14 protein-coding genes and 5 tRNA genes are annotated in these 12,466 nt (G+C 46.9%); 16 read left to right on the forward strand and 3 right to left on the reverse strand.

Features of this window, described 5'->3' with window-relative positions; genetic code table 11:
- Both DRJ53_RS07500 and DRJ53_RS07505 read right to left on the reverse strand, forming a co-directional pair.
- Nucleotides 1–1,134 (reverse strand): hypothetical protein, encoded by a 1,134-nt coding sequence (locus tag DRJ53_RS07500; protein WP_114234987.1) that lies wholly within the window; start codon nt 1,132–1,134, stop codon nt 1–3.
- A 6-nt stretch (nt 1,135–1,140) separates the two neighbouring features.
- Entirely contained in the window at nt 1,141–1,740 is a 600-nt protein-coding gene (locus tag DRJ53_RS07505) for a riboflavin synthase (protein WP_114234988.1), read from the reverse strand.
- 97 nt (nt 1,741–1,837) lie between these two features.
- Here DRJ53_RS07505 and rpsU point away from each other — a divergent pair, with 97 nt between their 5' ends.
- The 16 genes from rpsU to rplL all read left to right on the forward strand — a co-directional run bounded on the left by rpsU (nt 1,838) and on the right by rplL (nt 11,196).
- Nucleotides 1,838–2,035 carry a 30S ribosomal protein S21 gene (rpsU, locus tag DRJ53_RS07510; RefSeq protein WP_114234989.1) on the forward strand — a complete coding sequence of 66 codons (198 nt, stop codon included), beginning with the start codon at nt 1,838–1,840 and terminating at the stop codon, nt 2,033–2,035.
- 61 nt (nt 2,036–2,096) lie between these two features.
- Nucleotides 2,097–2,999, forward strand: a complete 903-nt coding sequence (locus DRJ53_RS07515) for a tyrosine-type recombinase/integrase (protein ID WP_114234990.1) — start codon at nt 2,097–2,099, stop codon at nt 2,997–2,999.
- 265 nt (nt 3,000–3,264) lie between these two features.
- Nucleotides 3,265–3,564 carry an HPF/RaiA family ribosome-associated protein gene (locus DRJ53_RS07520; protein ID WP_114234991.1) on the forward strand — a complete coding sequence of 100 codons (300 nt, stop codon included), beginning with the start codon at nt 3,265–3,267 and terminating at the stop codon, nt 3,562–3,564.
- Between the two features lie 158 nt (nt 3,565–3,722).
- Nucleotides 3,723–3,795, forward strand: a tRNA-Thr gene (locus DRJ53_RS07525).
- 85 nt (nt 3,796–3,880) lie between these two features.
- Nucleotides 3,881–3,963, forward strand: a tRNA-Tyr gene (locus tag DRJ53_RS07530).
- Nucleotides 3,964–4,059: 96 nt separating this feature from the next.
- A tRNA-Gly gene (locus DRJ53_RS07535) sits at nt 4,060–4,132 on the forward strand.
- A 75-nt stretch (nt 4,133–4,207) separates the two neighbouring features.
- Nucleotides 4,208–4,279, forward strand: a tRNA-Thr gene (locus DRJ53_RS07540).
- A 234-nt stretch (nt 4,280–4,513) separates the two neighbouring features.
- A complete protein-coding gene (gene tuf / locus DRJ53_RS07545) occupies nt 4,514–5,701 on the forward strand; it encodes an elongation factor Tu (RefSeq protein ID WP_114235055.1) in 1,188 nt (395 codons plus the stop codon).
- 100 nt (nt 5,702–5,801) lie between these two features.
- A tRNA-Trp gene (locus DRJ53_RS07550) sits at nt 5,802–5,872 on the forward strand.
- 89 nt (nt 5,873–5,961) lie between these two features.
- On the forward strand, nt 5,962–6,153 hold the full coding sequence (secE, locus tag DRJ53_RS07555; RefSeq protein WP_114234992.1) for a preprotein translocase subunit SecE: 192 nt from the start codon (nt 5,962–5,964) through the stop codon (nt 6,151–6,153).
- 8 nt (nt 6,154–6,161) lie between these two features.
- Nucleotides 6,162–6,779, forward strand: coding sequence for a transcription termination/antitermination protein NusG (nusG, locus tag DRJ53_RS07560; protein WP_240040653.1), 618 nt, complete (start codon nt 6,162–6,164; stop codon nt 6,777–6,779).
- 62 nt (nt 6,780–6,841) lie between these two features.
- Nucleotides 6,842–8,482, forward strand: coding sequence for an ArnT family glycosyltransferase (locus DRJ53_RS07565; protein WP_114234993.1), 1,641 nt, complete (start codon nt 6,842–6,844; stop codon nt 8,480–8,482).
- 412 nt (nt 8,483–8,894) lie between these two features.
- Nucleotides 8,895–9,338: a 50S ribosomal protein L11 gene (gene rplK / locus DRJ53_RS07570; RefSeq protein ID WP_114234994.1), complete on the forward strand. Its 444-nt coding sequence runs from the start codon at nt 8,895–8,897 to the stop codon at nt 9,336–9,338.
- 32 nt (nt 9,339–9,370) lie between these two features.
- The gene (gene rplA / locus DRJ53_RS07575) at nt 9,371–10,066 is read left to right on the forward strand and encodes a 50S ribosomal protein L1 (RefSeq protein WP_114234995.1); all 696 of its coding nucleotides are present in this window, start codon (nt 9,371–9,373) and stop codon (nt 10,064–10,066) included.
- A 36-nt stretch (nt 10,067–10,102) separates the two neighbouring features.
- Entirely contained in the window at nt 10,103–10,642 is a 540-nt protein-coding gene (gene rplJ / locus DRJ53_RS07580) for a 50S ribosomal protein L10 (protein WP_114234996.1), read from the forward strand.
- 182 nt (nt 10,643–10,824) lie between these two features.
- Complete coding sequence (gene rplL / locus DRJ53_RS07585; RefSeq protein ID WP_114234997.1) at nt 10,825–11,196, forward strand: 50S ribosomal protein L7/L12; 372 nt, start codon at nt 10,825–10,827, stop codon at nt 11,194–11,196.
- Nucleotides 11,197–11,499: 303 nt separating this feature from the next.
- Here the strand turns inward: rplL and DRJ53_RS07590 are convergent, their stop codons facing one another.
- Complete coding sequence (locus tag DRJ53_RS07590) at nt 11,500–12,426, reverse strand: helix-hairpin-helix domain-containing protein (protein ID WP_114234998.1); 927 nt, start codon at nt 12,424–12,426, stop codon at nt 11,500–11,502.
- Nucleotides 12,427–12,466: the final 40 nt, after the last annotated feature.

Raw genomic sequence — 12,466 nt, forward strand, 5'->3', positions numbered from 1 at the left:
CTATTTGATCGGTTTTGTGCTATTTATAGCCCTAAACAAACCAACGTGTAATAGCATTGGCACCAACGTAAGATAAAATCTGTTGTGATAATCATCGCATTGAAATGCTATAGTCGTTGCAAAGAAAATAGTTATTACAAAGGATAAGTAAAAAGTAGGGTCATGCATCTTTCGTTTAACAAGTTGGGGTATAAGGGGGATGTATAATATCAGACTCATAAATATGAGAAAAAAATTATGGGCGTTACTGTAATAAGATCTGATTAGAAAAAAGAAAGCAAAAATTCTTTCGCTTGCAAGAATTATAAAGTGGCCTGGGTAATTTAAGAGATATGTACATAGTTGGATCAAGGGAGCCCCTTTAGATATACCACCAAGATCTAGTGTTTTGTTTCCAGGCATATCGCAAATCACATGTCCCTCTGCAAATGGGCGCAACACACTCCAGTCACTTATAGTGCTCAAAATAGTATTGATGATAAATAAGCTAATTCCGCCTCCAGTTGCCAGAGCGATTGTGAACAAGGCTCGACCTCTTTTCGATTGTATCTGAATCATAATATAAAGTAGCCAGCAAGGTAGTAGGAGGATCCCGAGTGGGCGTGAAACAATCGCGAATGCCAGGACAAAAAGCTGGAGTATAATTCCAGAAGTAGTAAGTCGTTTTTGAAAGTGTATACAAGCAGCAAAGAACAGTAATGTATTGCTGTAAAAAAATGACTCGGTATATAGGTAAAAGTTCCAGGTTTGATATGGGATACAGAACATGAGCACCAATGCGGTTATGAATGCAGCGCCTTTTGTCTTCTCGGTTTTTGATAATGCAAAAAACCAGCAAATTAATGCAGCTAGATTCCACAACAACTGTAGGGCTACGACAAAAGGAAAACCCACGCCTATTTTAAATCCTATTGCAATAACAAATGTTGTAAAACCATAAAATATAAATCTGGGAGCACTAAATGAGCCGGTTTCAAGTAAATTATTAGCTTCTCGGATATATTTAAGGCTTTCCAAATTGGGGCGAATGCCCAATGTAAATCCTACCGCTATTTGGATCAGCATCCAGACTGCCAAAAGCAATATTAACTGTTTGCCTGATGAGTTGGGTATTCGCTGGAGAAGGTTTTTCATAGATTTTTAAAAGGAAGTTGAGTGGAGCATCTTACTTCTCAATATATACTTCCCCACCATATCAAACTCCAAATTCACCGCATGACCTGTCTGCAGGTACTGCAAATTGGTTTGCTCCCAGGTATAAGGTATAATGGCAACAGTTAGCAAAGAATCGGTTACATTAAATGCCGTCAGCGAAATACCATTAATACAAATAGACCCCTTCTCAATCACCAAAGCTGCAAACCGTTCCGGAAAGGAAAATACCAGTTCCCAACTGCCCCTTTTGTCGGTAATGGAAACACAAACGCCGGTGGTATCCACATGCCCCTGAACAAAATGCCCATCCAGGCGGGAAGAGGGGAGGAGGCTGCGTTCCAAATTTACCGCTGTGCCCGGTTGCCAATTGTCCAAAGTCGTTTTTTGCAAAGTTTCCTGCACGGCGGTTACCTGGTACTGGTGGCCGTTGATGACTTCCACGGTGAGGCAAACACCGTTATGCGCCACGCTTTGGTCCACCTTAAGTTCCTGTGTTATAGCACTTTGTATCCAAAAGCTGCGGTTGGTGCCCCTCTCGCTAACACGTTCTACACGGCCCAGCGTTTCAATAATCCCGGTAAACATGGCGCAAAAATCGGCTTTTTACATTTTCTTTTTTCCATAATTCAAAATTGCCTTTATCTTTGCCCCTCTTAAAAATAACCAAAGGAGGTATATAAGCATGCTCATCATCGATTCTAAAGACTGCGAAAACATCGACAAGGCCCTCAAGAAGTACAAAAAGAAATTTGAGAAAGCCAAGATCCTGTTGCAGTTGCGTGAACGCCAGTCTTTCACCAAGCCATCTGTACGTCGCAGAGGCCAGGTACTGAAAGCTGTGTACAAGCAGCAGATTGCCAGCGGCAAGCTCGAAGCTTAATTTACCTCTTCCCAAATATGTATTAGCTGCAAGGTATTCTTTACTTTGCAGCTATTCTTTTATGTACCTACCTCACCCCGAATTAGCGGCATTTGTTCAGTACCTGCAGTTTGAAAAGCGCTTTTCGCCACATACACTGCGTGCCTACGAAACAGACCTCACCGCTTTTTTCGATTTTGTGCAAACTGACTTTAGCGGCCTTTCCATCGGGCAGATCCATCACAGCCACATCCGGTCATGGTTGGTGGCACTGAAAAACAAGGACCAAAACACAGCCCGAACACTCAAACGGAAAATTGCTTCGCTGCGGGCTTTTTTTAAATATGCGGTAAAAACCGGTTTGGTGGCGCAGTCGCCAATGACCGGGGTAACAGCACCAAAAGTGGAGAAGCGGCTGCCGCAGTTTGTGGCAGAAGGCGATATGGATGCGCTGTTTGCGCCACACAACTTTACCGACGACTGGGAAGGCCAAACCGACCGCTTGTTGCTCCTGCTTTTTTACCAATGCGGGCTGCGCTTAAGTGAGGCCATTGGGTTGTCTGAAAAAAGCGTGGATGCGGCTAACGGCATGCTGAGGGTATTGGGTAAAGGGGGCAAAGAACGCCTGCTTCCCATCAGTGCTGCGCTGGTGGCAGAGATAAACGCCTACCTAAAAAAGAAGCATACGGAAATGGAAGGTGCCGATCCGGCCAAGCTGTTGGTGTCGGCAAAGGGAACGGCGCTGGCGCCACGCCAAGTGTACAGCCGCGTAAAGGCGCACCTCAGCCGCGTCACCACTATTGATAAACGCAGCCCCCACGTATTGCGCCACTCATTTGCCACCCATCTTACCAACAATGGCGCCGACCTCAACGCGGTGAAAGAACTGCTGGGCCACAGCAGCCTGGCGGCCACGCAGGTTTATACCCACAATTCCATCGGCCGGCTTAAAGACATTTACCGCAAAGCCCATCCTAAAGCATAAAGTGAAATAGCGGCATCAACGCAACCCATTTTATCCAATCTTGCTATATCTAATTGATAGAGTATATCCCTTTGTGCACCTTCCTGCCTTCGTGTCTTCGTGGTTCAAAACCTGTAAATCTGGCGGCCTAAATTTTCCCTTATTCGTAAGAAAAATCCGCCTGCTTTTCTTGGTAAACTTACCGGCTTCATTTACCTTCAATGGGAACGGATAATTGCTGTTGCTAGTTCTTTCTTTTATTGTTAAACAGTCAAAACAGAGTTCTATGAATGTACACATCCAATCGCTTCATTTTGATGCTGACCAGAAATTGATTGATTTTGTTCAGAAAAGGCTGGAGAAACTGGCCACGTTTCATGATCGCATCATCAAAGTAGATGTTTTCCTGAAGCTGGATAATGTAGTACACACGATCAAAGACAAAGTAGTTGAGATCCGCGTACACGTACCGAAAGCCGATTTTTTTGTAAAATCCACCTCTAAAACATTTGAAACCTCGTTCGACGAAGCATTCGAATCGCTGGTAGCCCAGGTAAAAAGAAAAAAAGAAAAACAATACGCTTAAACTCATTGCATCCCGCCCCAAGAGGCGGGATTTTTTTTGCCCTTAAAAAAAATACTGCCGGGCTAAAAAAAGTTTATTTACTGTTTGTTTCTGAAGTTCAAATTCCTTTACCTTTGCCTTCCCAAAAACAAGGGGTAGTTCTTTAAAACAACAAAATTGCCGCTTTAGCTCAGCTGGTAGAGCAACTGATTTGTAATCAGTAGGTCGTTGGTTCGATTCCGACAAGCGGCTCTTTATTTTGTGCAAAATTTAGAAATTGGAAATACGAAGGAAATCACTTTTCTTCGTGCCCCCTAAGCTAAATAGCACAGAAAAAGGGCAGGTTCCAGAGCGGCCAAATGGGGCGGACTGTAAATCCGCTGTCTTTCGACTTCAGAGGTTCGAATCCTCTCCTGCCCACGTTCTTTGAAAGTTGACCAGTTCACACGTTCGTTAGTTCACTAGTTGGTTTTTAACCCGTGAACAATTGAACTTGTGCACTCGTAAACTTAACATGCGGGAGTAGCTCATTTGGTAGAGCGATAGCCTTCCAAGCTATAGGTGGCGAGTTCGAGCCTCGTCTCCCGCTCTCTGAAAAAGTTGACGGATGACAGATGATGATTGACAGTTTTCCTGTCGGCTTCCAACTGTCAACGGTTTTCAAGCCGTTGTAGCTCAGGGGTAGAGCACTTCCTTGGTAGGGAAGAGGTCGTGAGTTCGATTCTCACTAACGGCTCAGGTAGCAAAAGCAGTGGTGTTGATGAGCAGTGTTTCGAAAGAGGTGATTGCTCGGTAATAAAATTAACATAAGCTGCATAGCGCTATAAATGTACAAGAGTGCGACGCAACAGAAGCCTGATGGATATTCTGTTGCTCGGTTCAAAAAATTTATCCTTCGATGGGCCGCCAGGTGCTTCGGAGGTTTATTGTTTCAGGTAAATTTGTAACTCCACAACTAAAAACCCATAAGATGGCAAAAGAGAACTTTAAGCGGGATAAACCCCACGTTAACGTTGGTACCATCGGTCACGTTGACCATGGTAAAACCACTTTGACCGCTGCTATCACTACCATTTTGGCTTCAAAAGGTATGGCAGAAGCAAAAAAATACGATGAGATTGACGGTGCCCCCGAAGAGAAAGAGCGTGGTATCACCATCAACACTGCTCACGTAGAATATCAGACTGCCAACCGTCACTATGCTCACGTTGACTGCCCCGGTCACGCTGACTATGTGAAGAACATGATTACCGGTGCTGCACAAATGGACGGTGCCATCCTAGTTGTGGCTGCTACTGATGGTCCTATGCCCCAAACCAAAGAGCACATCCTGCTGGCTCGTCAGGTAGGCGTTCCCCGTATCGTTGTTTTCATGAACAAGGTTGACCTGGTGGACGACGCTGAACTGCTGGAACTGGTGGAGATGGAAATTCGCGACCTGCTGAGCTCTTACGGCTTTGACGGCGACAACACTCCAATCATCCAAGGTTCTGCTACCGGCGCCCTGGCTGGCGAAGCACAATGGGTTGCTAAAGTAGAAGAGCTGATGGAAGCTGTTGATACTTACATTCCCCTGCCTCCTCGTCCGGTTGATATGCCGTTCCTGATGTCGGTAGAAGACGTATTCTCGATCACAGGTCGTGGTACTGTAGCTACTGGTCGTATTGAGCGTGGCCGTATCAAAGTTGGTGAGCCTGTAGAGATCGTAGGTCTGATGGATGCTCCCCTGACTTCAACTTGTACCGGTGTGGAAATGTTCCGCAAGCTCCTCGACGAAGGTGAAGCTGGTGACAACGCAGGTCTGCTGCTCCGTGGTATTGAGAAAACCCAGATCCGTCGCGGTATGGTTATCGTGAAGCCTGGTTCTATCACTCCGCACACCGATTTCAAAGGCGAAGTATACGTACTGAGCAAAGAAGAAGGCGGCCGTCACACTCCGTTCTTCAACAAATACCGTCCTCAGTTCTATTTCCGTACAACTGACGTAACTGGCGAGTGCTCTCTGCCAGAAGGTACTGAGATGGTAATGCCTGGTGACAACACCTCGCTGACTGTACACCTGATCCAACCCATCGCTATGGAAAAGGGTCTGAAATTCGCGATCCGCGAAGGTGGCCGTACAGTAGGTGCCGGTCAGGTAACTGAGATCCTGAAGTAAATAGTACGCAGTACTTAGTACGAAGATCAATAGCTTAGTACTTAGATGACGGTAAACCCACAGTCTGAGTACTAAGTACTTTATACTAAGTACTCTTTATACGGGTGTAGTTCAATGGCAGAATAGCGGTCTCCAAAACCGTTGATGGGAGTTCGAATCTCTCCACCCGTGCCCACAAACAATGTGCTAATGTGCTCCAAATTCCTCAGGGAAGTGCTACATTAGCACATTGGCATATTAGTACATTTGCAACATATTTTATGAACAAGATTTCCAATTACTTCAGCGAATCGTACCGTGAGCTGACTGAAAAAGTGACCTGGCCTACATGGGAGCAACTGCAGCAAAGCACCATGATTGTGCTGGTGGCCACCCTGGTGATTACTGCCGTTATTTGGGTTATGGACTTTGTAGCTGCCGGCGGTTTGAACTTTATTTACGAACTGTTCTAATTAAATAGATGGAAGCAACAAGCCCCGAAAATATAAGCAACGAACAGCAGGCCGAAAACGTGCAGCCGGAAATTGTGCAGCCCGATAATACCAAATGGTATGTGCTGCGTGTGGTGAGCGGTAAGGAGCGGAAAGTAAAGGAATACCTGGATAAGGAAATTTCCCGCGACTGGTCGGATGCTGTGAAGCAGATTTTTTTGCCGGTAGAGAAGGTGTACAAAGTGCAGAACGGCAAAAAAGTAATGCGCGAACGCAACTACTATCCCGGCTACGTGATGGTGGAAATTACCAACGGCAAGCTGAGCGACGACCTGCGCGACCTGATCAAAAATACCACCAACGTTATTCATTTCTTAGGCAAAGACGATCCTATTGCCCTGCGCAAATCGGAAGTGAATAAGATGCTGGGCAAGATGGACGAGATGGCCGAAGCCGGTGGCGTAAGCATGAGCGAGCCGTTCATTGTTGGCGAAACCATCAAGATCATCGAAGGTCCGTTCAACGACTTTAACGGTGTGATTGAAGAGGTAAACGACGAGAAGAAAAAACTGAAAGTAACAGTAAAGATCTTCGGTCGTTCTACACCGGTAGAGCTCAACTACATGCAGGTAGAAAAGCTGGGTTAAACAAAAATCATTTCATACTGAAAAAGCTGGTTCCTTTGGATCAGCTTTTTTTATGGATACCAATGAAGGAACAGGGTTTTACAAGTAAACAAATTGTATGGGGCATAGCGGCGCTGGTAGTGTTGTACCTGCTGTCGGTGATCATCAACCTCGGCATGATGGAACTGGAAGGCGAGGAGCCACGCCGTGCAGTCGTGTCGCTGGAAATGATGTACTCCGGTAAATACCTGAACCCAACGCTGTTTGGCTGGCCTTACCTCAATAAGCCGCCTATTTTCAACTGGATTCTGATCGGCAGCATGAAACTGCTACAGTCCACTTCCGAGGCTGCGCTGCGGCTGCCATCACTGCTTATTTACCTGTTGTGGGCAGCAGTGCACTACCGTTTTTCCCGCGCTTATTTTCCCAAACACCTGGCGTTGCTTTCGGCGTTCATGCAGCTTACTTGTGTAGATATCTATTTCTATGGATTGGCCAATGGTGCGGAGATCGATATTTTTTATTCGTTTGTGGTGTACCTGCAGGCGGTGGCCATTTTTCATTTTTACCAAAAAAGGCAATGGCTTAATCTGTACCTGGCCTCGTATGCGTTGTGCGCTTTTGGTTTGCTTACCAAAGGTTTTCCTTCCATTGTTTTCCAGGGCCTCACGCTGATTGCGTTGTGCATTTATGCCCGTTCGGTTAAGCCGCTGTTCCGGTGGCAGCACCTGGCTGGTGGCTTGCTGTTTTTCATAATAACCGGCTTGTATTTCGGGGGCTACAATGCTGGCGGAAATGCACAGCATCTGCTGGTAAATTTTCTCAACGAATCCCTGATGAAATCCGCGATAGGTGAGCGGTCAAGCAAGGTGTGGGAAAAAGCACTGGGCTACCCTGTGCTGGTGCTCAAGCTACTGGCGCCTTGGTCGTTGTTGCTGATTGCGCTGGCGGTAAAAAGCGTTCGGCAGCAGGTTTGGCAAAATCCGCTGGTGCGTTTTTCTATTTTATTTATTGCCTGCAACCTCTGGATTTATTGGTTTACCGGCCAGCCTAAGGCCCGGTACATTTATATGTTTGTGCCGTTTGCCACCACCATTTTTGTGCAGTTGTATCACAGCTATTTTGCTGGTAGGCAGCAGCAATTGTTGCGTTATTTGGGATGGGGTGGATGGCTGTTTGTACTGGCCGCAGCTGCTTCAGTAATATTGCCATTTGTTATTGATTCCGGAGGGCGGATAGGTTTCATTTGTGCGCTGTTTTTAGGCATATTTTGCTGGCAGTATTTCCGAAATAGGAGCAGCTTTAAAATATGGCTGTTCATTGGCGGGATTATGTTACTGCGGTTGGTATATGCGATTGTATTTATTCCCATCCAAGATAGGGGCACAGCGCATTATGAAGCGCCGATGGAAGAAGCTGTTGCAGCGTCGAAAGGCCAGCCGCTGCATTACTGGGGTCCGGTTCAGCCGTTCCCGGTGGCTATTGGTACAAAGGTGTTTTCCTGGAGGGGCGATACCATTTCGGTACCGCCGCTTATTCATCCGCAGGTGCCTTATTATTACCACAAACATTCGGGCAAGTTGCTCCTGTACGATTCGGTGCGGGTTAGTGGCCGCAATTATATTTCGTTTGACCGCGACCTGCAGGGCGGGCCGGTGGATTCGATTTTTTCCTTCGGGGATAAAAGGGGCGGGGAGCGGATGGTTGTTTACCGGTTTCAATGATAATGGCGGAGTTCCTTTTTGTCATCCTGAGCGCAGCGAAGGATCTCAACTGGGTATCCGCTCCAACTTAGCGAAAAAGGCGTGACTCGTTTGCTAAGTTCCGGTCATTGCAAGCCCAGATCCTTCGCTGCGCTCAGGATGACAAAGGCAAGCGACTGCAAGGAATGAAAATCGCAGTGATTGAACGATGGAAAGCAGGAAGCAACTCCAGCGCACCTTTTTTCCTTAACAATCCCTTTTTACAACCTACTTGGTAGTATTAGAAAAATATTTACCTTTGCGCCTCCCCAAAGAAGTTCTTTAATAAACCCGCCACCAAACCACAAATTTGGCTGCGGTTGCAAGAGAGGAATTTGGGAGACAGACCCGTCGCTGAGATAGGCTGTCGCTTGAACCAATAAATCAGAACAAAATGGCAAAAGAAATCTCCGGCTATGTAAAGCTGCAGGTGAAGGGTGGCCAGGCCAACCCCGCACCTCCGATTGGTCCTGCGCTGGGTTCCAAGGGTGTTAACATCATGGAATTCTGCAAGCAGTTCAATGCCCGCACACAAGACAAAATGGGAAAAGTACTGCCTGTACTGCTCACCGTTTACACCGACAAGTCGTTCGACTTTGTTATCAAAACCCCTCCGGCTGCTATTCAGTTAAAGGATGCCGCCAAAATTCAATCAGGTTCAAAAGAGCCCAACCGTGCTAAAGTTGGTAAAGTATCCTGGGCACAGATCGAAGAGATCGCCAAGGATAAAATGCCCGACCTGAACGCGTTTACGCTGGAAAGCGCCATGAGCATGGTAGCCGGCACAGCCCGCAGCATGGGACTTACCGTAGAAGGTACTGCACCCTGGGAAAAATAAGTTTTTGAACCTCATTTAAAAAAGCTTGAATCATGGCTTTCATTCCTAAGAAAAGAAAAGCAGCCAACACTAAGGTGGATGCTAACAAAATATACTCGCTGAAGGAAGCTTCTTCCCTGGTGAAAGAAGTGAATACTACCAAATTCGACGCTTCTGTGGACATCCACATCCGCCTGGGTGTTGATCCTAAGAAAGCTGACCAGGCCATCCGCGGAACTGTTACCCTGCCACATGGCACCGGTAAAACCAAGCGTGTACTGGTACTGTGCGGCCCCGACCAGGAAGCTGCTGCAAAAGGTGCAGGCGCCGACTTCGTAGGTCTGGACGAATTTGTACAAAAGATTGAAGGCGGCTGGACCGATGTGGACGTAATTGTTGCCACACCGGCCGTAATGCCTAAAATTGGTCGTCTGGGTAAAATCCTGGGTCCCCGCAACCTGATGCCAAACCCTAAGACCGGTACCGTTACCAACGATGTTGCCGCTGCGGTAACCGAAGTAAAAGGTGGTAAAATTGCGTTCAAGGTAGATAAAGCTGGTATCATCCACGCTTCTATCGGCCGCGTATCGTTTACCCCTGAGAAATTGACCGAGAACAGCCAGGAGCTGATCAACGCAATCATCAAGGCAAAACCTTCTACTGCAAAGGGTACATACCTGAAGGGCCTGACCATGGCCAGCACCATGAGTCCCGGCATTACTGTGGATACCAAAGCATTTATTCACTAATCCTTCGACCAGTTCGGCAGGAACAAAATCTTTATCATGACTAAAGAGCAAAAGAACGAGATTATAGAAGTGTTGAAGGGTAAGTTTTCCCAGTACAACAACTTCTATGTTACCAATACAGAATCGCTCTCTGTAGAGCAGGTTTCCAAACTGCGCCGTGCTTGCTTCAGCAAGAACGTTGAGATGCGTGTGGCTAAAAACACCCTCATCAAAAAAGCGCTGGAATCGCTGGGCAACGAGCAATATGCAGGCATGTTCGATTCACTGAACAACGTAACAGCCCTCATGTTCTCCGAGAACCCTAAAGAGCCCGCTCTGATCCTTTCTACCTTCCGTCAGGAGTCGAAAGGCGAGAAGCCCGAGCTGAAGGCTGCCTTTATCAATGGCGATATTTACGCCGGCGACAACAACCTGGCTGCCCTCACTAAAATCAAGACCAAGAACGAGCTTATTGGCGAAGTTATCGGTCTGTTGCAATCGCCTGCTAAGCGTGTACTGGCTGCCTTGTTGCACCACCACGAGCAAAAAGCCGGCGGCGCAGAAGCTGCACCTGCAGAAGCACCAGCAGCTGAATAAGAAAGTACAGCTACAAGCTATTAGCTGCTAGCTTCAAGTAATAATTCACTTGCTGCTTAAGGCTGATAGCTTGCCGCTAAAAATAAACCCAGGCCTGAGGGTACAAACAAAAAGGCAAATTTTTTTAAACCTTCCGGCGGATCCCGCGTAAGGGGCGTGAAGTCGGAAAAAATTTAAACAACATGGCAGACGTTAAAGCACTTGCTGAACAACTGGTAGGCCTGACTGTAAAAGAAGTACAGGAACTGGCTGATTTTATGAAATCTGAATACGGCATCGAGCCTGCTGCTGCTACCGTAGTAGCTGGTCCTGCTGGTCCTGCTGCCGCTGCAGTAGAAGAAAAAACTTCTTTCGACGTAATCCTGAAATCTGCAGGTGGTTCTAAACTGAACGTAGTTAAGATCGTTAAAGATCTGACCGGTCTGGGCCTGAAAGAAGCAAAAGACCTGGTTGACGGCGCTCCCAAGCCCGTTAAAGAAGGTGTAGATAAAGCTACTGCCGAAGACATCGCTGCTAAGCTGAAAGAAGCTGGTGCTGATGTTGAAATCGCTTAATTGATTCTATCAATAGCATACAAAAGGGCTTTCCGAAAGGAAGGCCTTTTTTGTTGGGTTTCGGTTAGGGTTTGGCGTTATGATCATTATCGAAATGGCGAGCTCATGTCATTGCGAGGCGCGGCTCGGTGCTGCAAATTGTTATACACGACGGCGCCGAAGCAATCTCCTTAAACAGTGTAACACCTTTGTGTTTCGATAAGCGATTCACTTTCTAGCCGGAGCTTGCTTCGGCGCACCAAACACAAACATCCACCAAGTTCATCCTGCGCCTCGCAATGACGGAGTACAAAGGCACACCAATCACAAACCCAAATACGGCCGCAACTTTTCAAAAGTTGCTTCATCCAAAATCATGATCTTCTTTAAATCATCTACGGAAGTAAATGCCCCATGTTGTTCACGATAGGCAACAATAGCGTTTGCCAATTTCCAATTAATATAAGGGTGTCCGCTCAATACCTCCTTCGTTGCTGTGTTGAGATTGATAGCTTGCAGTGCGCCACTTTCCACAACCAGCCTGCTTCGTATTTTTTGAAAAGTAGAATCTGGTAACCCATAGGTTTCACCCAACTGCTCTACCGAAGTAAACCCACCCAACTTGCTGCGGAAGTTGACAATGCGTGCCGCCAGTTTCGATCCAATACCGGGCAGCGCAATAAAAGCAGCTGTGTCTGCTGTATTGATATCAATGGTTTTAGGTGCTGTTTTTACAAACGGAGTTGGCGCCGCGGCATATGCCGGTTCTTCCCACTTTTTTGCGGGTTGCGCAATTTGGATATGGCCTTTCACGCGGTCGTAAAATCCGGGCGGCAAACTCCAGATTTTCGCCAGGTCCTGCGGTTTGTAAAAGCGGCCGCCTTTGCTCCGGTAATTGTTGATGGTGCGGATGGTTTTTTCACGCAGGCCCAATCTCCGCCAGCCGGCATCATCCAGCGTGTTGGGGTCAAATGCAAATAGTTCGCCGGGGCGGAATTTGTTAGCATCGTCGGCCCGTTCAAATGCATAAGACCGGTAATCTTCCGAAGGACCACCGTTTGCCGGCATCTTTTTTAAACTATCTGTTGCCAGTTGCGTGGCGGCGTCCAGTGGCTGTGGAATTTCCACTTTATTGGGCGCTAAAAGGGGGAGCAGAAATGCCAGCGCTAAAAGCAGCAGCAGGCCCAGCACACCGGCGCGGTCTCTTTTAGAAAAATGGAGATAGCCGGCTACAAATCGTTTCCAGCTCATAAGCAGTTGTTTTCAGAAATATAATATAAAAAAGCTTCCG

Source organism: Paracnuella aquatica (assembly GCF_003332885.2).
Lineage (GTDB): Bacteria > Bacteroidota > Bacteroidia > Chitinophagales > Chitinophagaceae > Flavisolibacter > Flavisolibacter aquaticus.

Coding starts and splice junctions, on each gene's coding strand:
- DRJ53_RS07515 (WP_114234990.1), top strand. CDS start 2,097: ATGTACCTACCTCACCCCGAATTAGCGGCATTTGTTCAGTACCTGCAG.
- rplL (WP_114234997.1), top strand. CDS start 10,825: ATGGCAGACGTTAAAGCACTTGCTGAACAACTGGTAGGCCTGACTGTA.
- DRJ53_RS07500 (WP_114234987.1), bottom strand. CDS start 1,134: ATGAAAAACCTTCTCCAGCGAATACCCAACTCATCAGGCAAACAGTTA.
- DRJ53_RS07520 (WP_114234991.1), top strand. CDS start 3,265: ATGAATGTACACATCCAATCGCTTCATTTTGATGCTGACCAGAAATTG.
- DRJ53_RS07590 (WP_114234998.1), bottom strand. CDS start 12,426: ATGAGCTGGAAACGATTTGTAGCCGGCTATCTCCATTTTTCTAAAAGA.
- rpsU (WP_114234989.1), top strand. CDS start 1,838: ATGCTCATCATCGATTCTAAAGACTGCGAAAACATCGACAAGGCCCTC.
- rplK (WP_114234994.1), top strand. CDS start 8,895: ATGGCAAAAGAAATCTCCGGCTATGTAAAGCTGCAGGTGAAGGGTGGC.
- DRJ53_RS07565 (WP_114234993.1), top strand. CDS start 6,842: ATGAAGGAACAGGGTTTTACAAGTAAACAAATTGTATGGGGCATAGCG.
- DRJ53_RS07505 (WP_114234988.1), bottom strand. CDS start 1,740: ATGTTTACCGGGATTATTGAAACGCTGGGCCGTGTAGAACGTGTTAGC.
- tuf (WP_114235055.1), top strand. CDS start 4,514: ATGGCAAAAGAGAACTTTAAGCGGGATAAACCCCACGTTAACGTTGGT.
- rplA (WP_114234995.1), top strand. CDS start 9,371: ATGGCTTTCATTCCTAAGAAAAGAAAAGCAGCCAACACTAAGGTGGAT.
- secE (WP_114234992.1), top strand. CDS start 5,962: ATGAACAAGATTTCCAATTACTTCAGCGAATCGTACCGTGAGCTGACT.
- rplJ (WP_114234996.1), top strand. CDS start 10,103: ATGACTAAAGAGCAAAAGAACGAGATTATAGAAGTGTTGAAGGGTAAG.
- nusG (WP_240040653.1), top strand. CDS start 6,162: ATGGAAGCAACAAGCCCCGAAAATATAAGCAACGAACAGCAGGCCGAA.